Here is a 25,490-nt window from a genome sequence, read left to right as displayed (position 1 = left end):
GGCCTCGGCGAGCGTGGCTTGGGGGAGGGCGGCGGCGGTCGGGGCCGACCAATCCGGAATTCGTGTCGCGATATAGCGTTAGTCTTGAGTCGCGTCGCTCCCCGCGTCGCGCGGAGACGTTCGACAGGACCAGGACGGAAGCATGTCGGGAGACATTTCACCCACCGGGAAGCACTCCAGCTCCGGCTCGGACCCCGGCCCGGGCGGCCCCGGCCCCGGGTCGTCGCCCGAATTGCGAGCCTCTCATGCGGACCGGGACCGTGTGGTGGATGTGCTGCGTATCGCGGCGGGGGACGGCCTGCTGACCGCGGACGAACTGGATGAACGCCTGGAGGCCGCCCTGTCGGCGCGGACGCTCGGCGAACTGGCCCCGCTCACGGCTGACCTGCCTCCCGTATCGGCCGCGGCCGGTGCGACCGGCGCGGAGGTCAAGGACGTCGTCAAGATCGAGCAGGCCTTCAGCGGCGCGGTCGTGCGGGCGGGGCGCTGGGTGGTACCGCGCCAGCTGACGCTGGCGGTGGCCTTCTGCAACGTGACACTTGACTTCACCGATGCCGTGATCACGCACGACACCTTGCGGATCGACGTGGGGATGACGGGAAAGACCCTGAGGCTGATCACCAGGCCGGGCATCGTGGTCGACACCGATGGTCTGCAACTGCTGCACACCAGGGTCAAGCACCGTCAGCCTTCGGCGCGTCTTGATACGCCGGTCACTCTGCGAGTGGAGTTGGTCGGTCAGAAGACCCACGGCCGCGTGGTGGTGCGGCCCCGGCGTCGGACCTTCGGGCAGTGGCTGCTGCGCAGGCCCATGTCCCCTTCCGCGGGCGATTGACTCCCCCGCCGGTGAGACTTCCGGCGGGGTGCGGTGTGCCCGACCGCCGTGCCGGCCGGGAGGAGTTCGACGGGGCGGGGCGGGGCGGGCCCGGCTCGCGCCTCAGGGGTTGTGGAACTTCACCTCGGGATGGGCGGCGGTAGGCCCCGACAGCACCGGCTGCGACTGGCCCCGCAGATGCTGGTCGAAGAAGGCGGCGACATAGGTACGTGTGAGGGCGACCGCCCGATCCGCGGGGAGCGGCGGCTGCGGCAGCCCGAAGTGCCGGGAGATCAGCGGCCCGTCGGAGAAGGTGAAGTGGTCCGCCCCGGCGACCGTGACCCAGCGCTTCCAGCCGTCCAGGGTGGGCCACATCCGGTCCCATGTGGTGTCGAGACCACCGGGCCGGTGGACGTCGTCGTCGGTGCCGAGCATCATGAACGGCCGTCCGTCGAGGCCCTCGGCGGGCAGATCCTCCCAGAATCTGCCGTCCATGTTGATGCCCGCGTCCACCCGCCGGTCACCGGCCATCGCCGTGGCCGCGCTCGCCCCGCCGATGGAATGGCCTGCCATGCCGACCCGCTGCTTGTCGATGATGCCCGCGTGCCGCCAGGCCGGGTCGTCTCCGGTCAGCCGGTCCAGCACGTAGGACACATCCTCGGCGCGCGTCGCGGTCACGACGGCACCTTTCGACCCGTCGGCCTCCAGCGCCTCGCAGGCGACACAGGTCAGCGTCCGCCCGCCGGGCACGGAGATGCCGAAGGATTCGTGGGCATGGTCGAGCGAGGCGACGACGTACCCCCGGCTCGCGAGGTCCTCCGCGAGGCTGGTCAGGGTGAACCGGGACACGCTGAAGCCCGGGGAGAGGAGGATCAGGGGGTACTTCCCCTTCGCGGGACGGGCATCGACCCGGCCATGGGTCCGGGTGGCGCTCAGTACGTCCGCGGGCACGAGCGCGTCGATGCCCTGTCCCTCCGCCAGGAGCCGCGCCTCCTCGACCGTGGAGTAGCGCGCCGTACGGCCGTCGCCCGGCCGGGCCGCCGGATAGTGGACGGTGACCATCAGTTCCCGGCCGTCGGCGGTCGGCACCCAGGGGTCGGTGCGGGAACGGTCGGTGAGGTGCATCGTCGTCCGGCCGACGGCGTGCGGGCCGGTGGGGCGCGGCAGTTGCAGAAGGCCGGCCGGGACTGCCTCCGTCGTCCCTTGTAAGGTGGCCGCCGGCCGCGCCGGAGTGGCCGTGGCGGCTGGGGCGAGCGGTAGCGCGAGGGCGAGAGTGAGCGCGGCGGCTGTGGCCACGCGGGTGATGTCTGCCATGGGGATACGCTAGGTGAGTCCCCGGTCCCGGAGCGTCAGACTTCAGTCGGATGTCGCGTACGTCTGTGGGTGGGAGGGGTGGCTCGCGGTTCTCGGGGTTGTCCAGGCCGGTTGTCCAGGCCCGCAGGCGCTCTGCCCGTGAGGCGCGCACACCCCACCCAGTGGGTTCAGGGACTCGGGCTGTCCCTGCACGACCTGGCGTCGATGGCCGCCGCGCTGGGCCGGTACTCGGTCTGCCAGTCGTTCTCGTTCTCCGGGATCAGTCTCAGGGTCTGCTCGATGTCCGCGAGCCAGTCGCTGCTGTCGACGTATCTCTTCACGATCTCGCGCAGTCGTTCGCAGTCCTCGCGGTATCCCTTGGGCATGCCGATGCCGTAGTACTGCGGCGGGCCGACCGTCTGGCCCGGCAGTACCCTCAGCCCTTCGTCGGCGTAGTGGTCGGCGAAGCCGTAGAGGATCAACTGGTCCGTGGACACCGCGTCGGACAGGCCGTTGCGCAGATCGCTCAAGCAGTCGGAGGCGTCACCGAGTTCGTAGACGTCGATGTCGTCGTACGCCGGGCGGGCCAGCACCTCGGCGGACGTGGTGCCCTTCCAGGTACACACGCGGCGCCCGTCCAGGTCCTTGATGGTGTGGATGTCTCCGTGGTCCTTCCCCACGATGAAGCCCTGGTACGTGATGGCGTACGGGCCGACGAAGTCGATCTCCGCCATGCGCTCCTCGGTGATGGAGAACGTGGCGATCACCAGATCCGCCTCCCCCGTGGTGATCGCCGTGACGCGTTCCTCGGACGGGACGTCTATCGGGCGGCTTCGATCTTTGAGTCCCAGTTCGTCCAGGATCCGCGTGCCCAGGAGGTAGTCGAAACCCGAGTAGTTGTAGTCGGGTTTGTACGACGTGCCGGGCTGGTCGTTCTTGTGTGCGATGGTGATGCGGTCCCGGCCGAGGAACGTCGGGTCCGGATCACCGCAAGCGGCTGCCGAGGTGCCGACCAGGACGACGGTGAGGGCGACGGCCAGCGCGCGGGCCCGTTTCCGCGCCCATGTCTTCGCCCGGTCCGTACCGGCTCCGACCGTGGATCCGCTCATCTGTTCTTCCCCCTGTTCGTCAGCCGTGAAGAAGTGCCCGGTCCACGGAGAAATCCATCAGACAGCCCCGCAAGGTGTGCACGGTCACGGTGAGGGAGCGCTCGCCGCTCCAGTTCCGGCCGAGCTTGAGGTAAGCGGTGGCGCCGGGCGCGAGGGAGCCGTTCTCGCTCGCGGTGGTCTCGCCGGTGAGTCCCACGTCGAAGGTGGTGTCCGGCAGACATGACTGGGCCTCGGTCGCGCCTTCCTCGACCTTCATGGTGAGGACCAGGTTCTCCCGCGCGGTCTCGCTGTGCACGACCACGGTGACCTCGGCGCCGTCGCCGACGGGAGTGCCAGGTGTGACGGTGGTGCTGCCCGTGACATCCACCTCGCCGTACAGGCGCAGTTGCTGCATCAGCGCCAGCCCGATCACCGCGAGGCCGACGCAGGCCCAGGAGATGCCGGCCCGCAGCCCGCGATGCCATCCGATGCCGTACAGAGCCCGCCAGAAGGTGGCGGCCAGCGGGAGGAGGACCAGCGTGTACGCCGGGACGAACTGGGTCAGGGGTCCATCGGGCTGCCGCAGCAGTGTGACGGTACCGAGGGTGAAGACGAGGCCGCAGGGAATCCAGTTCCACACGCTCCACTTCTCGACGCCCGTGAAGAGGGAGAGAAACACGTTTCCGGCCACTTTGGCGATGCTCAGCGAGCCGCTTCCTTCGCTGCTCGCAGAGTTCTCCTCCCATGGGGATGTCATCTTCCGCCGCCCTCACCCTCGTCCGCGGGCCGGTATCCACCGTGCACATCGCCGGTGACCTGGCCGATCGCGATCGCTCCCGGCCCTGTGGCGTGCGCGGTGTTGGTGACGGGTCCCGGCCGCGCCAGTTCGGCGGCATGCCTGAGGTGTCCGAGCAGCGACTCCTGGCTCAGATCGCCCCCGGGGTCCAGCAGCCAGTGGCCGATCGCGGTCTCCAGAGCGGTCCGGTCGGCCGGTTCGAGCCTGCTGACCAGCCCGGCGAACTCCGCGTCCGCCTCGCGCTCCCCCTGCCCCTCCCCCACCACGTCCCCCTCGCCCGGCTCGCCCGGCCCACCGCCCCTCTCACGCCCCAGCGCGCGCATGAGGAACCCACGCCCCTGCTCCACCGCGCTGTCGGCGACCCTGGTCCGCGCGGAGTCCAGCACGGCCTGCCCCATGGAGGATGCGGCCAGTGCGAGGTACGGGGTGAGCTGAGCAGCCAGTGACATGAACTCCGTCATACGGGCATCCTTCGTCGCTGTGGGGGGCGGCGCTGGTGTGACCAACTCAATTACGGGAAACGGGAGTTACCCAGAACCGGCGCCTTGTAACCAGCCCCGGCTCACTCCGTGACCCACTGTTGGCCGGTGCGCGCTCCGGCCGACGGCGCGCGCCCGGTCGACCCGCCTTGTCCCAGATGTCTCAGACTCGACGCCGTCGGCCACGGGGGCGCGATCCAGGGCTGTCGCCGCCTGTTCCGATACGGCGGGCGGCTCTATGATCCTCGCAGAACTGTCATGGACACGCCACACCCCACTATCCCGCAAGGGCTCCACCTCACCCCCCACCGAGTATGCAGAGCGAGGGACTGGAACATGCTTCGACGTACGTTCGCCGGCGTTGTGGTCGGCGCCGCACTGGCGATGCCGATCACAGCGCTCACGGCCGCTCCGGCCACCGCGGCGGCCGCCGCGGTCACGCTCACCTATGACGACAGTCTGGCAGCGGAGTTCAAGCCCCAGGTCGCGCAGGCCGTCAGCGTCTGGAACACCTCCGTCAGCAATGTCCAGCTCGTGAAGGCGGCGGCAGGCCAGCGGGTCAACATCCAGATCACCGCGGACGACGGCTGGCCGCGGGCCATCCTCGGGCCGGTCCGTCCCACCGGGACGGTCACGGTGTGGGTCGGCCGCGAGGGGGTCGACGCGGGCTACAACGTGGTCCGGATCGTGACCCATGAACTGGGGCACAGTCTGGGCCTGCCGGACATCAAGCCCGGCCCGTGCTCGTCACTGATGTCCGGCTCGACCGGCGGCGTGAGCTGCAACAGCGTCACCCCGAACGCCGCCGAGGCGGCCAGGGTCGAGCAGAGCTACGCAGGTGCCTTGGCGGCCACGGAGCGCACCGGGGGTGGCGTGGTGGTGACGGACGCCGCGTTCTGAGGTAGTGGTCGGTGGTCCAGTGGCCTGAGATCCGCTGGGCGGTGATCCAGCGGCCGGAGATCCGACGGTAGTGATCCACTGGCCGGTGGGCGCGTCGACGGCGTGCCCACCGGCGACATCCGCGGCTCTCCGGCCCGGCTACCGGCCCCCGTCGGTGCCTGTGGTGCCGGTGCCCGGTGCCCGTACCGCGGCGCCGGGGAGCCGCCGCTCGATGCCCTCCCCCTGGCAGCGCACCCCTGATGAAGGACGAATGGCCTCGCCTGCCGACGACGGAGACGTGACGGGTGCTCTCCCGGCACCGCACGACGGCCAATCCACTCGATCCACTGACCGGTTACCCGCACCGGAGCGGACCGAGGCCCGACACTCCCTCCGTCGGACCTCCGGCGGACACGGCAGGAACCGGCCACCCGCCAGGCGGACCCCCGCCCGACCCCGCCGCGGCCGGCGACCCGCTCGGCGGGGTGACGAACGCCCTGTGGGGTTCGCTCGTCGCCCTGGCGGGCCTGCTCACCGTCCTGGGCATGGACAGCGCCAGGCTGTTCGTCGCACTCGACGATCACCCATGGCTGACGCTGCTCGCGCCCGCACTCGCCATCACCGCCGTCGCCCTGTGCTTCCACGCGTACTTCGCCGGACAGCGACCGCTCCTGATCTTCGGCAGCACGGCCTGCATCGCCTCCCTCGCGGCCTCCCTGATCATCGCCACCCTCGCCGCCGGCGGAAACGGCGGGCCCGCGGTGACGAACGTCGGCCTCAAGGGCCAACGGCCCCATATCTCACTGACGTTCACCGTCCACGCGGTCGGCGAGAGGGAAAAGAGTCAGTGCACCACGCGGTCCCCGACAGCCCCCGCCTGCGTGACCGTCAGACTGCCGTAGCTTCGGGCTGCCCGGTGGGGTCCGGCAGTCATCGGGCGGCAGGCGTCCCCTGTGTCGTCGTCGGACATCGGTGGAGGCGGGCATGGGAACGGGTCGTGGGGTTCTACCGGTGGCTCGGGAAGACACCGGTGGCCCTGCGCCGAGCCATGTCCGGGTTCGTCGCCAACCGGCTCCAGTCCGCGCTGCTGCGCGAGCAGGAGTGGCGGGCCGCGCTCGCGCAGCTGAGGGAGCCGTACGGCATCCTCTCGCCCATCGCCCTGCACTGGCTCGGTACCGGCCCCCAGCGGTTCGAGGGTGTTCCCGGCGGCCGGCAGGCCGATCCGGGAGGGGTGCGGGTGCAGGCCGGCCCCAAGGGGGAGCTGTACGTCGAAGGGGCCCTCGTGGACGGGGAACGGGTTGTCCGGCACGGCGGAGTCGTGCCGCCGCCCGGCGGTACGGTCAAGGTGTCCTGCGGTGAACTGCGGATCGACGTCCTCGGCTTCGAGGACGTCGACCGGCCCCGGGAGATCCGCTGGGCCATCCGGGTCCGTTCGCCGCGCTCGCCCACGGTCTTCGAGCACTACCGGCGTACGCACCGGGTGGTGCTGGAGACAGCGCTGGAGACCGTACGGCGGGAGTCGCTGGTCCGCGACGGACCGGTCTCGGCGCTGGACGTCTCTGTGCAGGCGCAGATCCTCGAACTGCTGGTCCGGCTACGGGTAGAGCTGGGCCTCGCCGTCCTGGTTCATTTCGCACGACCCGGGCGTGGTGCGGGAGCTGTGCGACCGCCCCCACACGCGTGAACTCATCTGCTCCGCAGGAGTGTTGACATCACGTCAGACTTGACCGCGCCCGGGTTGGTTCCTGCTGCTCGGCGGCCGGATGGCCGACCTCTTCGGACGCCGCCGGTTCTTCCTGACCGGTTTCGCTGGTCGGCGCCTTCCTGCTGATCGAGGGGCGGTGCGCGGCGGAGCCGCTGATGCCAGTTGGCATCTTCCGCTTCCGGTCCGTCACGGCCGCCAACGTGGTGGCGACGACCAGCGGCGCGGCATTCTTCGGCACCTTCTACGCTCAGGGGTGCGCGGGGCTGACCCTGAGGTGTACGGCTCGGCGGGGCGGGGTGGCCGACCGTCGACCACAGCGGGTCACTGTCCTCGATCGGCCACCGCACTCTGCTGGTTGGCCGGTCAGTTGAGGACGACAATGTCCGTACGGATCCGGAGGCCGCTGCCCCACGCGATATTGATCTTTACGGTGACGAGACCGGCGGCCGGGACGATGTTCGCGACGGTGATGGGGGCGGCTCCTAAGAACCGCACATTGTTTCCGTCGATCTCGCTGGCCGCGACGAGAACCGTCGAGTTGGCGTTGATGACATTCCAGGTGATCGGGTAGTTGACCCAGTTGTTGTACGGGCCCCAGTTGACCCAGCCGCGCCACACGTCGACAACATTGCCGCCGGCGACGAGGCCCTCGATCTGCTCGACGGTTTCCACGCTGGATTCCGGTGCGGTGATGATGGACACAATGCGCCCCTCTCGACCCGGCCAGGCCCCGTACGCCAACCGGCTGTTCCGGTGGAGGACCATGGCCCACTACATTCAGTGTCCGCTTGAACACATCACGTAGCAACGCCTCGAAAGGGTGAACTCAACCCGACCCGCCCGCACATCCACCACCACAACATCCCTGCCGTGATAGTGACCAGCCGCTACCGGTAGCCGGGTGGGGCAGCCGCCTTCTCGTCCGGGGATCCCCGGACCGCTCGCATGCCGGGGATCCCCGAACCACTCGTCCCCCTGCGATCCGCGGAGGCCGACCGGCGGTCACCGGGAACGACCGACGACCGCCGACCAGCGCCGGGCCAGTAAGGACACGTAAGGACCCGTGAGGAACCGCAGGGAGCCGGACCGCGAGGAACCGCCGGGGGACCGCCCGGCCCGTTCCCCGCTGCCGGACTAGAAGACGCTCAGGCCGTACAGGCCCAGCGGCCGGGTGACCGGCTCGTAGAACGTGGTGCCGCCGACCGTGCAGTTGCCGCTGCCGCCGGAGAGCAGGCCGTACGCGGTGTTGCCGGCGAAGAGCGGGCCGCCGCTGTCGCCGGGCTCGGCGCAGGCGTTGGTCTGGTGGGTGTTGTAGACCAGCTGGCCGCCGCCGTAGTTGACGGTGGCGTTCAGGCCGGTGACCGTGCCGGTGCGGTAGCCGGTGGTGCTGCCGGAGCGCTCGATGCGCTGGCCGATCGTGGGAGTGCCGGCGTTGATGATGTCGCGGTACGTGCCGTTGTAGAGGTACACGCGGCCGTCGGCGTTGGCCGCGTTGGAGTGGGCGATGACCCCGTGGTCGTAGACCGGGAAGACGGTCTGGCCCGGCACCGCCGTGCCGATGCTCCAGGTGGGCCGGCCGGTGGTGCAGTGGCCCGCGGTGAGCGCGAAGTACTGGCGTGCCGCGTTGACGACGTTGAAGCCGAGGGAACAGCGGACGCCGGCCGAGGTGATGGCCTCGCCGCCGGCGATGAAGCGGGTGAACTTGCCCGGCGTGCGGTTGATCTCCAGTGCCCCGGCCTGGGCGCCGGCTGCCTCCTTGATCTCGTTGATCTCCGCCGCCGAGACGGTGCTGTCGGCGGTGACGACGACCTTGCCCGACGCCTTGTCGGTGTACCAGGCCGTGCCGCCGATGTCGGCGCTGAGCACGGCGTCGCTGGCCTCGGCGAGCTGGGCCACGGTGGGCTGCGGCTCCGCGGGGGCCTGAGCCGCCACGGCGGTGGGGGCCACGAGTGCGGACACGGCCGCCAGGCTGGCGACGACGGTGGCGGCGCGGGCTCTGCGGGCGACGGAGCCCGAAGACAGGAACGTCTTGACCTTCACATGTCCTCCGATGAGAGGTCCTGGGCCCGTTCGATGTCCGGGCCCTCGGTCACGGCAGCGGCAGACCCAGGGACCGTGCGGGTGTCCTGGGGCTGCCATGTCGACGATTGAAATCCTCAGCGTGACCGGTCCCTGTCAACAAGTTCGGCTTTCGGACGCTCTGACGACGGGCTTCGGGCAGGGGGACGCGGTTGGCAGGAAGGGCACCTTGCCAGGTCCGGCGCCGGATGCGGGGGCGCGCGGCGACATGAGGGGCGCTCAGGTTCCCCGCGTCGGTGTCATGCCGGTTCCGGTGCGGCCCCGGATCGGCAGGCGCCCGGGGGAAATGCGCCAACCATGGTGATCCCCGACGATCTCTGGTGACATCAACATCAGATAAGGGTGTGGCTGCTCAGCGTCGCGTCAGTGGGGAGCGGAGGGCCGGCTCGCGCGAACCGCTGGGCGGGGTGGCCGGTTTGTGAAGATCGCATGAAGCGTTCCGGTACGTGGCGTGGTGCGGCCGGGGAGGTCGGGCCCGTGGCGCTCTCGCCGTCCACTCCCGGTGCGGACGCGGGCGCGAGCTTGAATCACCTTCTGGGCGCGGCGGCGGGAAATACCCCCAGTGACGCGCGCGGGACCGCGTCCCTATGGGGCGGATTGCCCTCCTTGCCGCGTCGGCGCCGGTGTCCGGTTCGGCGCCTTCGTGAGCGAGGGTGCCGCTTCCGTTTTTCTGGAAGCTGTACGTCCGGTTAGTGACGGGGTGTCAGTTCCGGGTGTCGGTTCCGGGTGTCAGTTCCGTGCCGTGGGAGCGCAGCACCATGACGTATGGCGATCGCTTCCGGCAGTCAACGATCGTTGAGGGACGCGGCTCCCGTACGCAGGCTGCGGGTGCGTGTGGAGTCCTGCGGGTGCGTATGGCGTCTTGCGGGTGCGTGTAGACGACCGGGTCCGTGCCCGTGTCGAGGGAGGCGGGGCCTTCTTCATCGCCGACGCGGCCGAGACTCTCCACAGGCATCCACGCGGCCCGCCATCGACTGGCTGGGCCACGACGTCCGCGGTGTCGCGCTCCGGCGGCGCGCGGTCTGCCGTCGGAGCGATGGCCGTGTTCAGCGCGACGCTGAGGGCGTTGCTGGATCTCCGCGGGCTGGTTCATCCCCTCGCCCCAATCGCGCGCGCCGATGTTGGCTGACCGGACAGGGTCCGGGGCGGCGCCGCTGACCATGCTTGGGCGGATGCGTCGACTGGAGGTGTCCGCCGTGACAGAACGCCGTGCCTTGGCGAAACAGGACCTGGGGCGGGAGGGTGGTGCTCGGCCCGTGGCCCGCGATCGGGAGACCGGGGCCGCGATGGTCGCCGATATCGAGCGGCTGGTGCGCTGTGAGTCACCCTCCGACGACCTGGCCGCGGTAGCCCGCAGTGCTGAGCTGGTCGCGCGGGTCGGTGCCGGGCACCTGGGAAGCGAGGCGGAGCGGGTCGTCATCGACGGTCGGACCCATCTTCGGTGGCGCTTCGGGCGTACGCCGCGCGTGCTGGTCCTGGGACATCACGACACGGTGTGGCCGGTCGGGTCGCTGGAGACTCACCCCTTCGAGGTTCACGACGGGGTGCTGCGCGGACCGGGGTGTTTCGACATGAAGGCGGGACTGGTGATGGCCTTCCATGCGCTGGGATGTCTGGCATCCCGCGCGGACCCGCTCGTCCCCGGCTCCCCGCACCCCCGTACTCAACCCCAACCTCAACCCCAACCCCATCCCCTGGACGGTGTCACCCTTCTCGTCACCGGTGACGAAGAGCCAGGTTCTCCCTCCTCGCGGGGGCTCATCGAGGAGGAGGCACGCCAGTGTGCCGCCGTTCTTGTGCTGGAGGCGGCCGGTCCCGGAGAGGCCCTGAAGACCGAGCGCAAGGGGGTTTCCCGGTATGAGGTGGTGGTGCGGGGGCGGGCCGCGCATTCCGGGCTGGAACCGGAGCGCGGGGTGAACGCGACGATCGAGGCCGCCCATCAGGTCCTCGCCGTGGCCGGGCTGGGCGATCCGGCGAAGGGTACGACCGTCACACCGACGCGCCTGGAGGCGGGGACCACGATCAACACCGTCCCCGCGTCGGCGCGCTTCGATGTCGACGTCCGGGTACGGGACGCTGCCGAGCAGGACCGCGTCCACGCCGCCATGGGTGGCTTGCGGGCGCGGCTGGCCGGGGCCGTCGTGGAGGTCGAGGGTGGTCCGAACCGGCCGCCCCTGCCTGCGAGCGCGTCGCGGGAACTGTTCGCGCGGGCGGAGCGGCTCGCGGCGGGGCTCGGGATCGGCCCGCTCACCTCGGTCGCGGTCGGCGGTGCCTCCGACGGGAACTTCACCGCGGGGGTCGGCATCCCCACCCTCGACGGACTGGGAGCGGTCGGCGGCGGTGCGCACGCCGACGACGAACATGTGCTCGTCGCCGAGCTGCCCCGGCGGACCCGGCTGCTCACCGCGCTGATCGCCGAGCTGCTGGAGTCACCGGACAGCTGTCCGTCCGGACGAACCGGGGACCGGCATCCTGTGTCGTCGGACCAGCAGCACGACCAAAACGGCTGGAACCATGACCGGCGTGACTGATCTCCTCCACCACCGCACCGACTCCCCGCCCATCGACGCGGCGTACGCGGCGGCCGAGGCCGCCGAGAAGGCCGCGGGCGTCGATATTCGTTCCCTGGACAGTATCGGCGAGCTCGAGGCCGTCCAGCGGCTGTACGAGCGCATCTGGCGTACCGGCGAGAACAGCCCGCCCGTGGCGGCCGACCTGCTGCGCGCGATGGCGAAGGCGGGCAGTTATGTGAGCGGCGCCTTCGACGGGGACGAACTGGTCGGTTCCTGCTTCGGGTTCTTCTCTCCCCCGGCGCGCGAGGCGCTGCACAGTCATATCGCGGGGGTGCTGCCCCATGTACGGCAGCGCAACGTCGGGTTCGCCCTGAAGCTGCACCAGCGGGCCTGGGCGTTGGCGCGCGGGGTCCATGAGATCTGCTGGACCTACGACCCCTTGGTGCGTCGTAACGCGTACTTCAACATAGCCAAGCTGGGCGCCGAACCGGCCGAGTATCTGCCGGACTTCTACGGGCCGATCGACGACGACATCAACCGCAGTGACGACTCCGACCGGATCCTGGTGCGGTGGCGGCTGGAGTCGCCCGGCGTCGCCGCCGCCTGTGCCGGGCGGCCCGCGCCTGCCGACGCGGAGGCCGCCCGTACGGCGGGCGCGGCCGTGGCGCTCAGCGTCTCGGCCACCGGCACGCCGGTCACCGGAGCGGCAGACGCCCACGCCGGCACCGTACTGGTGGCCGTTCCCGAGGACATCGAGGCGCTGCGGGAGAGCGACCCGGCCTGCGCGGCGCGCTGGCGCACGGCGGTACGGGAGGCGCTCGGCGGGCTGCTCGCCGAGGGCGCGCGGGTACGCGGCTTCGACCGGGCGGGGTGGTACGTCGTGGATCGCCGGCCCCGCTCGGCATCAGCATCAGCATCAGCACCGGCACCGGCATCAGCACCGGCACCGGCACCGGCAGCGGCATCAGCACCGGCAACGGCAGCGCATGGAACACATCACAGCGAGACACCGCGGGAGTCAGTGTGAAGATCACCGGAGTCGAACTCCGCACCATCGGGATGCCGCTGGTGTCCCCCTTCCGTACGTCGTTCGGGACCGAGACCGTACGTGAGGCCCTGCTCGTGCGGGTCGTCACCGACGAGGCCGAGGGGTGGGGCGAGTGCGGCGCGGGCACCGCCCCCCGGTACTCCTCGGAGTACACGCAGGCCGCCGCCGATGTCCTGAGCCGCTTCCTGGTCCCGGCCCTCGCCGAAGTGCCCGGCCTCGACGCCCATCGGGTCGCCCCGGCCCTGGCCCCGTTCAAGGGTCACCGCATGGCCAAGGCGGCGCTGGAGACGGCGGTGCTGGACGCGGACCTGCGCGCCCGTGGTGTCTCCTTCGCGCAGGCCCTGGGCGCGGTCCGTGAGACCGTGCCGTGCGGGGTGTCGGTGGGCATCACGGAGTCGATACCCGCACTGCTCGACGCGGTCGCCGGATATCTGGACGCTGGCTATCTGCGGATCAAGCTGAAGATCGAGCCCGGCTGGGACGTCGAGCCGGTCCGGGCCGTACGCGAACGGTTCGGCGACATCATGCTCCAGGTCGACGCCAACACCGCCTACGGCCGTGGCGACGCCCGGCAGCTGGCCCGGCTCGACCCGTTCGGCCTCCTCCTGCTGGAGCAGCCCCTCGCGGAGGACGACCTCCTCGGGCACGCGGAACTCGCCTCGAAGATCACCACCCCGATCTGTCTCGACGAGTCGATCGTCTCCGCCCGCGCCGCCGCCGACGCGCTCGCCCTCGGCGCCTGCCAGGTGGTGAACATCAAGCCGGGCCGCGTGGGCGGCTACCTCGAAGCCCGCCGGATCCACGATGTCTGTGCCGCGCACGGCGTCCCGGTGTGGTGCGGCGGCATGCTCGAAACGGGGCTGGGCCGTGCCGCCAATGTGGCGCTCGCCGCACTGCCCGGGTTCCTGCTGCCCGGCGACACCTCGGCCTCCGACCGCTACTACCGGACCGACATCACGCCGCCGTTCCGGCTCGTGGACGGACACCTCGCCGTACCGGCCGGGCCGGGGCTCGGTGTCACCCCGGTCCCGGAGATCCTGGACGCGGTCACGACCACGACGACCTGGGTACCCCTGCCCGCTTCCTGATCTCCTCCGGAGCACCCACCCCCGCGACCGCGCCTGTCCCGCCCGACGAACCGGATGGCATCATTTCGTCATGCGCAACAAACGACGACGCGGGTCCGCCGCGCTAGTTTCGGCCTCGTGCTCATCCCCGTGACCAGCCTCCCGCGAGCGAGCCTCGGACGTGTCCTCGAGGAACTCGGTACCACCCTGCTCGACGTGGTCTGCGGCGACGTCGAACGCGCCGACGACCTCGGCGGCGTCGTCATACACGACCCGCTGGACGAACCGGAGCTGCCTCAGAACGCCCTGGTGCTCGGCGTCGGTCTGCACGACCCCGCCGACCTCGCGCGGGTCGTCACCCAGCTCGGCGGACGCGGCGCCGCCGCGCTGGTGGTGCGCGCGCCCGTCGCCCCCGACGCGGGGCTCCTCGCCGCGTCCCGCGCGTCGGGCGTGGCGGTCCTCTCCTTCGCCCGGGGCGCGTCCTGGACGCACCTGGCGGGGATGCTGCGGACCCTGACGGCCGACGGCAGCCGCTACGACACGGAGTCCACCGCCGCCGGCCGGACCGGGTCGGGTGATCTCTTCGCCGTCGCCAACGCCATCGCCGCGCTGCTGGACGCCCCTGTCACCATCGAGGACCGCAACTCGCGCCTGCTGGCCTTCTCCAGCCGCCAGGAGGACGTGGACCCGTCACGGGTGCAGACGATCCTGGGCCGTCAGGTCCCCGAGCACTACACCCGCATCCTGGAGGAGCGCGGGGTGTTCCAGTCGATCTACCGCAGCGACCGGCCCGTCTTCGTGGCCTCCCTGCCCGAGTCGGGCGACGCGTTGCAGCCGCGCGAACTGCCCCGCGCGGTGATCGCGGTGCGCGCCGGGGACGAGATCCTCGGCACGATCTGGGTGGTCGTCCCCGAGCCGCTGAGCGCGGAGCGCAGCGAGGCCCTCTACGAGGCGTCCAAGCTCGTGGCGATGCACATGGTGTGGCAGCGCGCCGATGCCGACATGGAACGGCGACTGCGGGCGGAGCTGCTGGCCAGCGCCCTGGAAAGCGGCCCGGGGTCGGCCGAGGCGGTCCGCCGTCTCGGTCTGAAGGACGAGCCGTCGGTCGTCCTCGCGCTCACCGTCGTGGACGCGGCGGCCGAACCCCGGCTGCCGGCCCGGCTGGCCACCGAACGGAAGCGGCTCACCGACGCGTTCGCCATGCATCTGTCCGCCGTGCACCCGCGTGCCACCGCGGCGCTGATCGGCGACGTCGCGTACGGCATCCTGCCCCTGCTCCCGCAGAACCGGCAGAACCCGGAGGACGCGGGGGAACGCGCGGCCCGGATCGCCACCGAGTTCCTGGCCCGCGTCGGCTCGCGGCTGCGCCCGCTGATCGGGGTGGGTCAGCCGGCCGCGGACTGTTCGGCACTGGCCCGGTCGCGTGCGGGGGCCGAGCGGGCGTTGCGCGTGCTGCGCTCCGGAGGCGTGGGGCAGCAGGTGGCCCGCGTGGACGACGTCCACATCGAGGCGCTGCTGCTGGAACTCGCCGACCTCGTCCCGCGCGGGGACCTTCCCAGCGGTGCCGTCGCGCGGGTCGTCGCCTACGACGAGACGCACCAGGCCAATCTGGTCGAGACCTTGCGCAGCTGGCTGGACGCCTTCGGCGATGTCGCCGTGGCGTCCGCCGCGATGTTCGTGCACCCCAACACGTTCCGCTACCGGCTGCGGCGCGCGGCCGAGGTCGGCCGTATCGACCTGGGCGACCCGAACGCACGCCTGTCGGCCATGCTCCAGCTCCGCCTGATGTCCCTCAGGTCCGCCCCGGACGCGTGAAGCCCTCGTCCCGGACGCTGAGCCCTCCGCCGGGATGCTGGTGCCGACCGTCCTGGACACCTGAGCACTCCGCCCGGACACCTGAGCCCTACGCCGGGACGCTTGACCCAGCCGCCCCGAACCCCAAGTCACCCCCTCCCACCAAACGCCCCCTCACCCCCCACCCCGAGTGTGCTGAGCAGAAAGGCCAGCCACTCGGTGTCCTGGGCGACCGCGACCTCGTGCGAAGTCGCCGCGCCGTGACCCGCGTTGTCGAAGACGTGCAGCAGGATCGGCGCCGGGCCCTGCTGCGCGGCCTGCATCCGGGCGGCGAACTTGCGCGCGTGCCACGGTGCGCACCGCGGGTCGGTGGCCCCGGCCTGGAGGTAGACCGCGGGGAAGACACCGGGCCTGACCAGCTGGTACGGCGACAGCCCGAGCAGCCGCCGCACCTGCGCCGGATCGTCCGGGTCGGCCCACGCCTTGCGGATGACGAAGTCCAGGTACGGATCGCGGGTCCCCCCGATGAGGTCGAGCAGCGGCGCCCGTGGCAGCACGGCACGCCACAGCTCGGGCCGCTGGGTGACGGCGATCCCGCACATGAGGCCGCCGTCGGACCCGCCGGTCAGCGCGAGCCGGTCCGGGCCGGTGAGCCCCGTGGCGACAAGGTGCTCGGCGACCGCGACCAGGTCGGTGTCCCGCACATGCTTGCGTTCGCGGTGCGCGGCCAGATACCAGTCGCGGCCGAACTCGCCGCCCCCGCGCAGATACGCCTGGACGAGCACGCCACCGGCCCCGACGAACGCGGCCAGGTCGGGCTGGTACTGCGGCAGCAGGGGGACGTTCGCCGCGCCGTACGCGGAGATCAGTGTCGGCGCGGGCCGCGCCGGGTCGCTGCCCACGGGTCGAACGACGTGGTACGGGATTGTCTCGCCGTCGGGTGCGAGGGCGCGGCCGACCGTCACCTCGGCGTCGAGGGTGACCTCCGGGGCCGACAGTGTCTCGATGCCCGGCTCCCCCGGCCGGTGGCGATACACGCCCCAGGAACTGGTCAGGGTGGAGAAGGCGAAGACGTAGTCGTCCGGCGGTGTGCCGACCGCCAGGCCGGTGAGTGCGAAGAACGGGGCGGCGAGTGCGCCCCGGCCGGGCAGGGGGACTTCCCCGGTGATGGCGCCCGTACGGTCGAGGATGCGGACCCTGGCGAAGGTCTGGTCGAACTCGCTGAGGTAGAGGTGTTCCCCGACCGGGGTGAGGGACCTCAGTACGGTCTCCCCCTCCGGCACCAGCTCCCGCCACCCCGCAGGGTCGTTGGGGTCGGCCGCGTCGAGCGGGAGGGCGACCACCCGTCCCCGGGGGGCCGCGACATCGGTCACCGCGAGGTAGTGGTCGCCGACGACATGACCGGCGATCGTCCCGGCGCACTCGGTGACGAAGGGGCGCCAGGCCGTGCCGGGCCGGGTCAGGTCACGTACCGCGACCGGGACGGGGCTGCCCACCCGGTGGCTCGCGACGGCCCACCGGCCGTCCGGCGAGACCTGGACCAGCGTGTACTCCCGGGAGCCCTCGCCGACCGGGATCGGTTCCACCTCGGTGGTGCCGATCCCGGTCCCTCCCGGGGACGGTTCGGCGAGCCGGTGATGGAACACCGCCTGCCGGAACTCCCGTGGTGAGCCGGTGAGCGCGAGGAAGTAGAAACCGCTGCTGTCGGGCAGCCATGACACCCCGCCCGCCCACGCACTGTGCAGGACTTGTTCCGGCGCACCGCCGAGCACCCGCCCCGAATCCACGTCGATCAGCCGGATGGTGTTGTGCTCGCTGCCGTCGGTACAGACGCCCAGGGCGAGGACGCGGCCGTCCGGCGCCGGCACCAGCCAGGACAGGACCGCCGGATGGGGCTCACCGCCGAACGCGGCCAGGTCGGCCACCGGCCGCCCCGCCCCGAACGGCCGGTCGGCGACGACCACCGTGGGCGCCGCCCCGCCCGGCGGGGTCACGGCACGGAACCAGCGTCCGGCCGCGTACTTCGGCAGCGCCGGACGCGACCCGCGGTCGTACGTCTCGATCAGTCGCCGGACGGCCGCCGGGTCCTGTCCGTCGTAGCTGACGGCGGTGGCGATCTCGGCCTGCCGCCGCTGCCACCGCCGTACCTCTTCGGTCTCCGGCTCCAGCCACCGGTACGGGTCCGGCACCCGGACGCCCGCTACGTCCTCGAAGACGTCGACGGTACGCGCGGGCGGATACGGCGGAGGGTTGACGTTCACGGTGACTCCGGCTTGTCGGGGGCGTCTGGGTGGAGGCTCGCGGCCTCGGCGAACTCCGCGCGGAGCCGTTCGAACGCCCCGGGGATCCTGGTGACCCGGCGGACATGGAGCAGCGCGTCGTAGGCGGCGGGGAAGTCGTCCACGGGGTCGAGGCCGCCGCCGACGAGCGTGCCCTGGACCCCGTCGAAGAAGCCGTCCGGCGCGCGGCGCGGGTCGACCAGGGTCAGTGGCGGGCCGAGGCGGTCCAGCCGTGACTCGACGGACTCCGGTGTCAGGGTCCGGGTGCCCAGGGTGACCTCGCAGTCGAACGGGCGTGGGGAGCGCTGGGTGAATCGGACCTCGGGGCCGGACCCGTAGGTCATGGCGATGGCGACCAGGTCGGCGCCGAGCACGGAGTCGAGCTGACTGCCCAGCGTCGGCCGGCCATTGAGCGGTGTGCGGCGGATGTGTGCGTTGTGGGCGCTCACCACGACGCGTCGCTCCCGCCGGAGGATCCATTCCACGCTCCGCGCCATGAACGCGTCCCGGGGGTACGGCCCCGCCGGGGGCTCCGCGTTGTCCCCACGGTCCTCGGTCTCCGCCACGAAGGCCCGGAAGGAGGCCGCGCACCAGAGCGCGACCTCCGCTTCCGCACTGTCCTGGCCCCTCTCGTGGTGGAACCGGAGCGCGCGCTCCTCCAGGTCGCGCAGCCCGTCGAGCAGCCGGGTGCGGTCGGCGGCGGGCATGGCCGCATAGCGGACCGCGGCCTGCGAACGGCCGCCCAGGTCACTCAGCCGCACCAGCTCCTCGTCACCCGGGTGGGCCGGCAGCCGGTCGAGGCAGGCACGGACCGCCGGCCCGGGTGAGGTGGAGGATCCGGGCAGGTCCATTCCGTAGAAGGCGACCTTCGCCGCATCTCCGGAGTTGCGGTGGCGCATCCAGCGCAGTTGCCGCCACATCGGCTCGCACTCGCCGAACCGGTAGGTGATGCCGTCCCGGGCGACCGTCTCGACCCGCCCCGGTCCCCCGTGGATCCACTCATCGACCGCGAGCCCGTCGGCGAAACCGGACTCCAGCACCAGGCCCGTGAACCCGAAGTCCTCGACCAGGAGCCGGAACACCCGGTCCCTGAGCCCGTAGAACTCGGTGATGTTGTGCGCGCCCTCGCCGAGGGCCACCACCCGTGCGTCCCCGATCAGCTCACGCACCGCCTCGGCGTCCGCCGGTCCGGCGGTCCGGCCCAGGGGGCGGGCGAACGCGTCCTTGGCCGGGCCGACGGTCATGCCGCCGGTCGTCTCGCTCGTCGTGTCCATGGCCGTGGGTGTCCTACGAGTCCTGCTCGCGGAAGTACCACAGCTCGGGCGTGTACAGGAAGCTGAGCAGCGCGTTGAACGACGACGGCGGACCGGAGAGGGTGTCCTTCCAGACGACCAGGGTGTGCGGGGTCGGGAAGAACAGCACCGGCAGGTCCTGGGAGAGGCTGGTCACCTCGGTCGACAGGACCGTCGGGTCCGCCCCGAAGGTCGATGCCTCGATCAGCTTGTCCACCTCGGTGTTGCGGTAGCCGCCCAGGTTGAAGCTGCCGCCCGTGTTGAACACGGTGTTGCTGCTCGGGTATCCGGCCGCCAGGTAGAGCGGCCCGTAGTCCTGTGCCGCCCACTTGTCCTTGTTGGCGGGCGCGAAGCTGTTGCCGTAGTTGGAGTACAGGTAGTTGAGTGACTTGGTCTCGATGGTGACCTCGACGCCGAGCTTCTTGGCCTGCGACGCGAAGGCGATGTCCCGGGCGCCGACATAGGCCGGGGTGTTCGCGGAGGAGAGGGTGAAGTCGATCGTCTGCCCCTGGGGGATACCGGCCCCGCACTCGCCCGGCCCGGTGCCGGGGCGCTCACAGGTGGTGGAGCCGTCGGGCACCACCTTCCACCCGTTGTCGGTGAGCAGCTTCTCGGCGGCGGCCGGGTCGTACGGGTAGGGCGCCTGGTCGCCGAACTCGGGCGGGTACGGGGAGCCGCTGCCCGCGGTGCTGTAGTTCGGGGAGGCGGCACCGTTGTAGACGCCCCGGCTCTTGACGTAACCCCCCTGGTCGATGAGGTGTTGCAGGGCCTGGCGGACGTACGGGCGGGCGATGACCTTGTCGAAGTTGTCGGTCGTGTTCTCGAAGTTGAGGACGAGCGGGTCGAAGCGGGCGGGCGCCGGGGCGCCGTAGACGTGGTAGCCCTTCTTCTTCAGCGCGTCGATCTGGGTGATGAAGCTGGAGTCCAGGGTGCCGACGGTCAGGTTGCCGGCCTTGAACTGGTTGAGCACGGCCGCGGCGGAGGTGAAGGACTTGAAGTCGACCTGGCCGAGCCGTGAGTCCCCCGGGCCGCTGTACGCCTTGTTGGGGGCCAGGGAGAACGATCCGGTCGTCGGGTCGAAGCTCTTGAGGCGGTACGGGCCGTTGACCACCTGCCAGAGCGGATTGCCGGCGAAGGTGGACTGGGACTCGGACTGCTTGGTGAGATAGGTGTAGATCGCCTTGGCGTTCTCCGGGTCGGCGTGGTCCAGGTGCGGCCCTCCGGTGCGGGCGATGTTCCACTCCTCGGAGGGCATCACATACAGCAGGGTCAGCATCGACAGCAGGTACGACGGGTTGTACGCGGTGTCCAGTTCGAGGGTGAGTGTGTCCGGCGTGGTGGCCTTCGCGGTGACACCGTCGGGGAACTGGCCCGGGGTGTAGAAGCTCCAGTTGGCCGGGCTCTCCTTGAGCGCGGCCTTGAGCAGGGCGAAGGAGAAGACGACGTCATCGGCGGTGACCGGCCTGCCGTTGGACCAGGAGTAGTCCTTCATCTTGATGGTGACGGTCTTGCGGTCGGAGCTGTAGGCGGGGGCCTCGGCCAGGCTCAGCGCGGTGTCCGCGATCTGGTCGCCCTCCCCGCTGGGGCGGTACAGGGAGCGCCACATCAGGCCCCGGGCGATGACGGTCCCGTTGGCGGAGGCGGGCGGGTAGGGATAGATGTAGTTGGGGCTGAGCCCCGGGGTCAGCGCGACGGTGGCCGTGCCGCCGTCGGTGGGCTTTCCCGACTCCTTGGGCAGGGTCTTGTAGCTGTCCTGGACGTCCTCGGCCGCGGTGCCGCCACCGCCGGTACAGGCCGTGGCCAGCACGGCGAACACGGCGGCCAGGGCGGTGAGCGCCGCGAGGCGGCGTCTTCGCGGCTTGGCACAGACATGTGACATGGGTGGCTCCCTGCGAAGTGTCGGGGTGGAGAGGTTCGGTCGGCCAATGGGGCGGGTCCTGCGGTCGGCCCATATCCCCGTCAGCCGGTCGGTCAGTCGGCCCGGCGCCCGAGCGCGTCGCGGAGTGCGTCCGCGAGGAGGTTGAGCGCCAGGACCGTGAGGACGATGCAGCCGCCGACCGGATAGACCAGCCACCAGTGGTCGGCGGAGATGTAGGTGGCACCGCTGGCGAGCTGGCTGCCCCAGTCGGCGGTCGGGTAGGTCAGGCCGAAGCCCAGGAACCCCAGGGCGGCGACGACGAGGACCGCGTCGGCGACCTGGAAGGTGATGTTGACGATGATCACGCCGAGCGCGTTGGGGATCAGATGGGTGAGGATGAGCCGCCGGCGGGACGCCCCCATCACCCGCGCGGCCAGCACGAACTCCCGCACCCGCAGGGTCAGCACCTCACCGCGGACCAGCCGGGCCGAGATCAGCCAGGAGAACCCGCCGATGACCAGGCTCAGCGTCACGGCGTTCGCGTGGAACCGCGCCGAGAGGATCAGCACGAAGAAGAGGAAGGGCACCGACAGCAGGATGTCGACGACCCGCATGAGGAACCCGTCGAGGATGCCTCCGGCGAGTCCGGCGACAGCGCCGTAGAGGGTGCCGATCGCGGTGGCGAAGAGCGCGGCGAGCAGTCCGATCTGCAAGGACACCCTGCCGCCCGCCATCAGCCGGCCGAGCACGTCGAAGCCGTTGGCGTCGGTGCCGAGCGGGTGTCCGGGGCCGGGGGGCAGGGCCGCGTTCAGCAGGTCCACGTCGGTCTGGTTGGTGCGGTGGAGCAGCGGGCCGAGGAAGCAGAATCCGACGACGAGCACCAGGAGCAGCCCGCCGGTGAGGCCGAGCGGATGGTGTCGCAGGGTGCGCAGCACCGACCTCGGGAAGAGTCTCTTCCGCTGCGGGGTGGGTTCGCCCGGACCGGCGGGTTGGGTCTCGGCAGGTGCCGTGGCGTCCGTCTCGGTGGCCTCCGCCGTGTCCATGGGTCGTGAGGTCATTTCTCCAGCTCGATTCGGCGGTCGGCGGCGGCGACCGCTATGTCGGCGACGAGGTTCCCGATCACGGTCAGGACACCGCCCATGAGGGTGTAGGCGAGGAGTACCGGATAGTCCTCGCGTTGCAGGCTGTTGAGGAACAGCAGGCCCAGGCCGGGATAGTTGAAGAGGGACTCGACGATCAGGTTGCCCGCCAGGAGGGTGGGGACGAGCGTGCCGACCAGGGTGATCAGCGGCAGGCAGGCGTTGCGCAGCAGATGCCGGGTGAGGATGAGCCGTTCCGGGAGCCCCTTGGCTCGCGCGACCCGGATGTAGTCCTGGCCGAGCTGGTCCAGCGCGGAGGAGCGTTGGTACTGGGAGAAGACCGCGACGCTGGTGATGGCGAGCGTGATGACGGGCAGGGCCATGGCGCGTGGATCGGTGAGGACCACCCACGGGGACCGTGACTGGGACGCCTCGGCCGGGAAGAACGGCAGGGACTGGCTGAAGACGGCGATCAGGATGAGGCCCAGCAGGAACGACGGGGTCGCGTAGAGGACGTAGGAGACGGCCGTGGCGCCCCGGTCGATGAGGCTGTTGCGCTTGACCGCCTGGAGGATGCCGAGCGGTACGGCGATCAGCAGCGCGAGGACGAGACCGGCCAGTGACAGGGTGGCGCTGCGGCCGGCGTTCTGTCCCAGCAGCGTGATCACGTTCTCGTTCAGTTTGTAGGACCGTCCCAGGTCGCCTTGGACGAGCTGGCCCAGGTAGCTGACGTACTGCACGACGATCGGGCGGTCGAACCCGTGCTCCTGGTTGAAGTCGGCCACCGCCTCGGGTGAGGCGCGCTGTCCGAGGACGACGCGTCCGGGGCTGTCCGACACCAGGTGCAGGAGGAAGAAGACGGCCGCGGAGATCCCCAGCAGGACGAGGAAGGAGATCGCCAGCCGTCGGACCACGTACCAGGTCATGCGTGTCCAGCCCCTCTGCGAGAAAGCGGTGTGAGGCGTGTGAGGCGTGCGGGCCGCGAGGTCGTGACCTGTGGAACCCGGGGAAGGGGTGACAAGCGGGTCATCGTGCCGTCAGCTCCTCGGGCCGCCCGGCCTTCGACCGCAAGGGGTGGTGGCAGGCGACCTGATGTGTACCGGTCGCCGGTGCCGGGGGCGGACCGGTGACCGTCGTCAGGGGCGGCTCCACCGTCGCGCACAGCTCGGTGGCGAGCGCGCACCGGGTACGGAAGCGGCAGCCGCTGGGGGGATCGAGGGGACTCGGCAGTTCGCCGCGCACCCGCGCGTCCGCCGGGGGACGCGGCGCCCCCGGGTCCGCCTCGGGGACCGCGGCGAGCAGTCCCGCGGTGTAGGGGTGCGCGGTGGCGCCGTACACCTCCTCGGTGGTGCCGGTCTCGACCAGCTTGCCGAGGTACATGACACCGACCCGGTCGGCCAGGTACCGCACGACGGCGAGGTCGTGGGAGATCACCACGCTGCTCAGTTCGCGTTCGCGCTGGACGCGCTGCATCAGGTTGAGGACCTGGGAGCGGACGGAGACGTCGAGCGCGCTGACCGGTTCGTCGGCGACCAGCACCTTCGGATCCAGGGCGAGCGCGCGGGCCAGTCCCACCCGCTGGCGCTGGCCGCCGGAGAGTTCGTGGGGGTAGCGGTCCAGGATGGTCAGGGGCAGACCCACGTCGTGCAGCAGTTCGCGGGCGCGGGCGGTCCGTTCGGCCCGGGTGCCGATGCCCTGGATCGCCAGGGGCTCGCGCAGGATCGCGCCGATGCGCATCCGGGGGTCGAGGGAGGCGTTCGAGTCCTGGAACATCATCTGGAGCTGGGCCCGGCGCGGCCCGAGTTCCCGGGGGCTCATCCGGGTGACCCGCGCGCCGTCGAAGATGACCTCGCCCGAGGTGGGCCGGTCCAGGGCCACGAGCATCCGGCCCAGCGAGGATTTGCCGCATCCCGACTCGCCGACCAGCCCGAATGTCTCGCCCGCCGCGACATCGAAGCTCACTCCGGAGACGGCCTTGAGCGTGCGGCGCTCCCCGAGGAGACCGCCTCGCCGCCCGCCGACCGGGTACTCGCGTCGGAGGTCGATGACGCGCAGGCGCGGCGGGGTGTCGCGGTCGGGGAGGGGGGCCGGGGGGTGGTGGGGGGAGGTGTGAACGGGCGCGTGGTGGTCAGGCGCAGAGCGGTCGGGCGAGAGGTGATCGTACGCGGGGCGGTCGGGCGACGGGAGGTCGGCCGAGGCGTGGTGGTCCCCGACCGTCGAACCCTCGATCTCGACCTCGACCTCGACCGGGTGCCAACAGGCATGAGTATGGCCGCCCTCCCCCACCGACAGCCCCGGCCGCTCCTCCCGGCACCGGTCCGTCGCGGCCGTGCAGCGCGGGGCGAAGGGGCAGCCGGCGTGGTGTGCGGCCAGGTCCGGCGGTGCGCCGGGGACGCTGAAGAGCTTCTCGCGCCGGTCCTGGGTGAGCGAGGGGATGGAGGACAGCAGGGCGTGGGTGTAGCGGTGCCGGGTGCGGGCGAAGAGCGCGGGTGTCGGCCCGGTCTCCGCCACGCGTCCGGCGTACATCACGCCCACCCGGTCGGCGTGCCGGGCGATCACCCCCATGTCGTGGGTGACCAGGATCATCGACATGCCCAGCCGGGATCTGAGGTCGTCGAGGAGATCGAGGATCTCGGCCTGGACGGAGACGTCGAGCGCGGTGGTCGGCTCGTCGGCGATGACGACCCTCGGTTCGCACACCAGCGCCATGGCGATCATCACGCGCTGCCGCATGCCTCCCGACAGCTGGTGCGGATGGTCGTCCATCCGCTCGGCGGGCCTCGGTATCCCGACCAGCGCGAGCAGTTCCTCGGCGCGCGTGCGGGCGGCCCGTTTCGAGGCGCCGTGGTGCAGCCGTACCGGCTCGGCGACCTGTTCGCCGATGCGCCGGGTGGGGTTCAGGGCGGTCATGGAGTCCTGGAACACCATGGCGATGTCGTTGCCGCGCAGGGCCCGGTAGCGGGCCGCCGGGAGGCCGACGAGTTCCGTGCCGCCGAAGTCGATCGACCCGCCGGTCACCCGGCCGCCGGCCGGCAGCATGCCCATGATCGCCAGACCGGTCATGGACTTGCCGGATCCGGTCTCCCCGACGATTCCCAGGGTCTCCCCGCGGTCGAGCGCGAGGCTGACTCCCGAGACCGGGCGGACGACCCGGTCGCCGCGCCGGATCTCCACCGACAGATCGCGGATCGTCAGCACGCGGCTGCCGTCCGCGGGCCCACGCGGGTTCTCGGAACCATCGCTCGTGCGCACGGTACCGCTCTCCATCTCCTTGGCCACCCGACGATATTCAGACACAGGGCGCGAATATCGTTCGTCGGGTTCATCGAACATTCGGGTTGGGGTTTGTCCAGTCGTACGAAGAGGTCAGCAAGTCGTACGAAGAGGTCCGTACGAGGGGTCGGCGAGGAGTGGGGTGGGTTGGGTT

Annotated in this window: 21 protein-coding genes; 8 read left to right on the top strand and 13 right to left on the bottom strand. The window is 71.1% G+C overall.

Going from position 1 to position 25,490, the window contains the following annotated elements; translation table 11 throughout:
* Window positions 1-142 precede the first annotated feature (142 nt).
* Window positions 143-835, top strand: a complete 693-nt coding sequence (locus ACFRFC_RS00945; protein ID WP_382679751.1) for a DUF1707 domain-containing protein — start codon at window positions 143-145, stop codon at window positions 833-835.
* 102 nt (window positions 836-937) lie between these two features.
* Here ACFRFC_RS00945 and ACFRFC_RS00940 read toward each other — a convergent pair whose 3' ends face one another.
* From ACFRFC_RS00940 to ACFRFC_RS00925, 4 genes are all read right to left on the bottom strand, one after another.
* The gene (locus tag ACFRFC_RS00940; protein WP_382679749.1) at window positions 938-2,128 is read right to left on the bottom strand and encodes an alpha/beta hydrolase family protein; all 1,191 of its coding nucleotides are present in this window, start codon (window positions 2,126-2,128) and stop codon (window positions 938-940) included.
* Between the two features lie 167 nt (window positions 2,129-2,295).
* On the bottom strand, window positions 2,296-3,216 hold the full coding sequence (locus tag ACFRFC_RS00935; RefSeq protein WP_382679747.1) for a transporter substrate-binding domain-containing protein: 921 nt from the start codon (window positions 3,214-3,216) through the stop codon (window positions 2,296-2,298).
* Window positions 3,217-3,235: 19 nt separating this feature from the next.
* Window positions 3,236-3,952 (bottom strand): hypothetical protein, encoded by a 717-nt coding sequence (locus ACFRFC_RS00930; RefSeq protein ID WP_382679745.1) that lies wholly within the window; start codon window positions 3,950-3,952, stop codon window positions 3,236-3,238.
* Window positions 3,949-4,452, bottom strand: a complete 504-nt coding sequence (locus tag ACFRFC_RS00925) for a hypothetical protein (protein WP_382679743.1) — start codon at window positions 4,450-4,452, stop codon at window positions 3,949-3,951. The genes ACFRFC_RS00930 and ACFRFC_RS00925 overlap by 4 nt, the downstream gene beginning before the upstream one ends.
* A gap of 354 nt (window positions 4,453-4,806) precedes the next feature.
* On the opposite strand from ACFRFC_RS00925, the gene ACFRFC_RS00920 reads away from it, so the two are divergent.
* The 3 genes from ACFRFC_RS00920 (at window position 4,807) to ACFRFC_RS00910 (ending at window position 7,033) form a co-directional block, all read left to right on the top strand.
* The gene (locus ACFRFC_RS00920; RefSeq protein WP_382679741.1) at window positions 4,807-5,370 is read left to right on the top strand and encodes a snapalysin family zinc-dependent metalloprotease; all 564 of its coding nucleotides are present in this window, start codon (window positions 4,807-4,809) and stop codon (window positions 5,368-5,370) included.
* Window positions 5,371-5,834: 464 nt separating this feature from the next.
* Window positions 5,835-6,251, top strand: coding sequence for a hypothetical protein (locus ACFRFC_RS00915; protein ID WP_382679739.1), 417 nt, complete (start codon window positions 5,835-5,837; stop codon window positions 6,249-6,251).
* A 95-nt stretch (window positions 6,252-6,346) separates the two neighbouring features.
* Window positions 6,347-7,033: a hypothetical protein gene (locus ACFRFC_RS00910; RefSeq protein ID WP_382679737.1), complete on the top strand. Its 687-nt coding sequence runs from the start codon at window positions 6,347-6,349 to the stop codon at window positions 7,031-7,033.
* A gap of 28 nt (window positions 7,034-7,061) precedes the next feature.
* Here the strand turns inward: ACFRFC_RS00910 and ACFRFC_RS00905 are convergent, their stop codons facing one another.
* The 3 genes from ACFRFC_RS00905 to ACFRFC_RS00895 all read right to left on the bottom strand — a co-directional run bounded on the left by ACFRFC_RS00905 (window position 7,062) and on the right by ACFRFC_RS00895 (window position 9,094).
* Window positions 7,062-7,292 carry a hypothetical protein gene (locus ACFRFC_RS00905; protein WP_382679735.1) on the bottom strand — a complete coding sequence of 77 codons (231 nt, stop codon included), beginning with the start codon at window positions 7,290-7,292 and terminating at the stop codon, window positions 7,062-7,064.
* A gap of 125 nt (window positions 7,293-7,417) precedes the next feature.
* Window positions 7,418-7,756: a hypothetical protein gene (locus tag ACFRFC_RS00900; protein WP_382679733.1), complete on the bottom strand. Its 339-nt coding sequence runs from the start codon at window positions 7,754-7,756 to the stop codon at window positions 7,418-7,420.
* Window positions 7,757-8,188: 432 nt separating this feature from the next.
* On the bottom strand, window positions 8,189-9,094 hold the full coding sequence (locus ACFRFC_RS00895) for a S1 family peptidase (protein ID WP_382679731.1): 906 nt from the start codon (window positions 9,092-9,094) through the stop codon (window positions 8,189-8,191).
* Window positions 9,095-10,419: 1,325 nt separating this feature from the next.
* Between ACFRFC_RS00895 and ACFRFC_RS00890 the strand changes: the two genes are divergently transcribed.
* The 4 genes from ACFRFC_RS00890 to ACFRFC_RS00875 all read left to right on the top strand — a co-directional run bounded on the left by ACFRFC_RS00890 (window position 10,420) and on the right by ACFRFC_RS00875 (window position 15,576).
* On the top strand, window positions 10,420-11,664 hold the full coding sequence (locus ACFRFC_RS00890) for a M20 family metallopeptidase (RefSeq protein ID WP_382680164.1): 1,245 nt from the start codon (window positions 10,420-10,422) through the stop codon (window positions 11,662-11,664).
* Entirely contained in the window at window positions 11,657-12,673 is a 1,017-nt protein-coding gene (locus ACFRFC_RS00885; RefSeq protein ID WP_382679729.1) for a GNAT family N-acetyltransferase, read from the top strand. The genes ACFRFC_RS00890 and ACFRFC_RS00885 overlap by 8 nt, the downstream gene beginning before the upstream one ends.
* Entirely contained in the window at window positions 12,670-13,782 is a 1,113-nt protein-coding gene (menC, locus tag ACFRFC_RS00880; RefSeq protein WP_382679726.1) for an o-succinylbenzoate synthase, read from the top strand. The genes ACFRFC_RS00885 and menC overlap by 4 nt, the downstream gene beginning before the upstream one ends.
* Window positions 13,783-13,899: 117 nt before the next feature.
* Window positions 13,900-15,576: a PucR family transcriptional regulator gene (locus ACFRFC_RS00875; protein WP_382679723.1), complete on the top strand. Its 1,677-nt coding sequence runs from the start codon at window positions 13,900-13,902 to the stop codon at window positions 15,574-15,576.
* A 128-nt stretch (window positions 15,577-15,704) separates the two neighbouring features.
* Here ACFRFC_RS00875 and ACFRFC_RS00870 read toward each other — a convergent pair whose 3' ends face one another.
* The 6 genes from ACFRFC_RS00870 to ACFRFC_RS00845 all read right to left on the bottom strand — a co-directional run bounded on the left by ACFRFC_RS00870 (window position 15,705) and on the right by ACFRFC_RS00845 (window position 25,360).
* Window positions 15,705-17,816, bottom strand: coding sequence for a prolyl oligopeptidase family serine peptidase (locus ACFRFC_RS00870; RefSeq protein WP_382679720.1), 2,112 nt, complete (start codon window positions 17,814-17,816; stop codon window positions 15,705-15,707).
* Complete coding sequence (locus ACFRFC_RS00865; RefSeq protein WP_382679717.1) at window positions 17,813-19,108, bottom strand: erythromycin esterase family protein; 1,296 nt, start codon at window positions 19,106-19,108, stop codon at window positions 17,813-17,815. Before ACFRFC_RS00865 ends, ACFRFC_RS00870 begins: the two co-directional genes overlap by 4 nt.
* A 13-nt stretch (window positions 19,109-19,121) precedes the next feature.
* Complete coding sequence (locus tag ACFRFC_RS00860) at window positions 19,122-21,005, bottom strand: ABC transporter substrate-binding protein (protein WP_382679714.1); 1,884 nt, start codon at window positions 21,003-21,005, stop codon at window positions 19,122-19,124.
* A 92-nt stretch (window positions 21,006-21,097) separates the two neighbouring features.
* Entirely contained in the window at window positions 21,098-22,042 is a 945-nt protein-coding gene (locus ACFRFC_RS00855; RefSeq protein WP_382679711.1) for an ABC transporter permease, read from the bottom strand.
* Window positions 22,039-22,989, bottom strand: coding sequence for an ABC transporter permease (locus tag ACFRFC_RS00850; protein WP_382679708.1), 951 nt, complete (start codon window positions 22,987-22,989; stop codon window positions 22,039-22,041). Before ACFRFC_RS00850 ends, ACFRFC_RS00855 begins: the two co-directional genes overlap by 4 nt.
* Before the next feature lie 100 nt (window positions 22,990-23,089).
* Complete coding sequence (locus ACFRFC_RS00845; RefSeq protein WP_382679705.1) at window positions 23,090-25,360, bottom strand: dipeptide ABC transporter ATP-binding protein; 2,271 nt, start codon at window positions 25,358-25,360, stop codon at window positions 23,090-23,092.
* Between the last annotated feature and the right edge of the window lie 130 nt (window positions 25,361-25,490).

It is taken from the genome of Streptomyces sp. NPDC056734, assembly GCF_042790455.1.
GTDB lineage: Bacteria > Actinomycetota > Actinomycetes > Streptomycetales > Streptomycetaceae > Streptomyces.
This window is presented reverse-complemented; position numbering and strand designations above follow the sequence as displayed.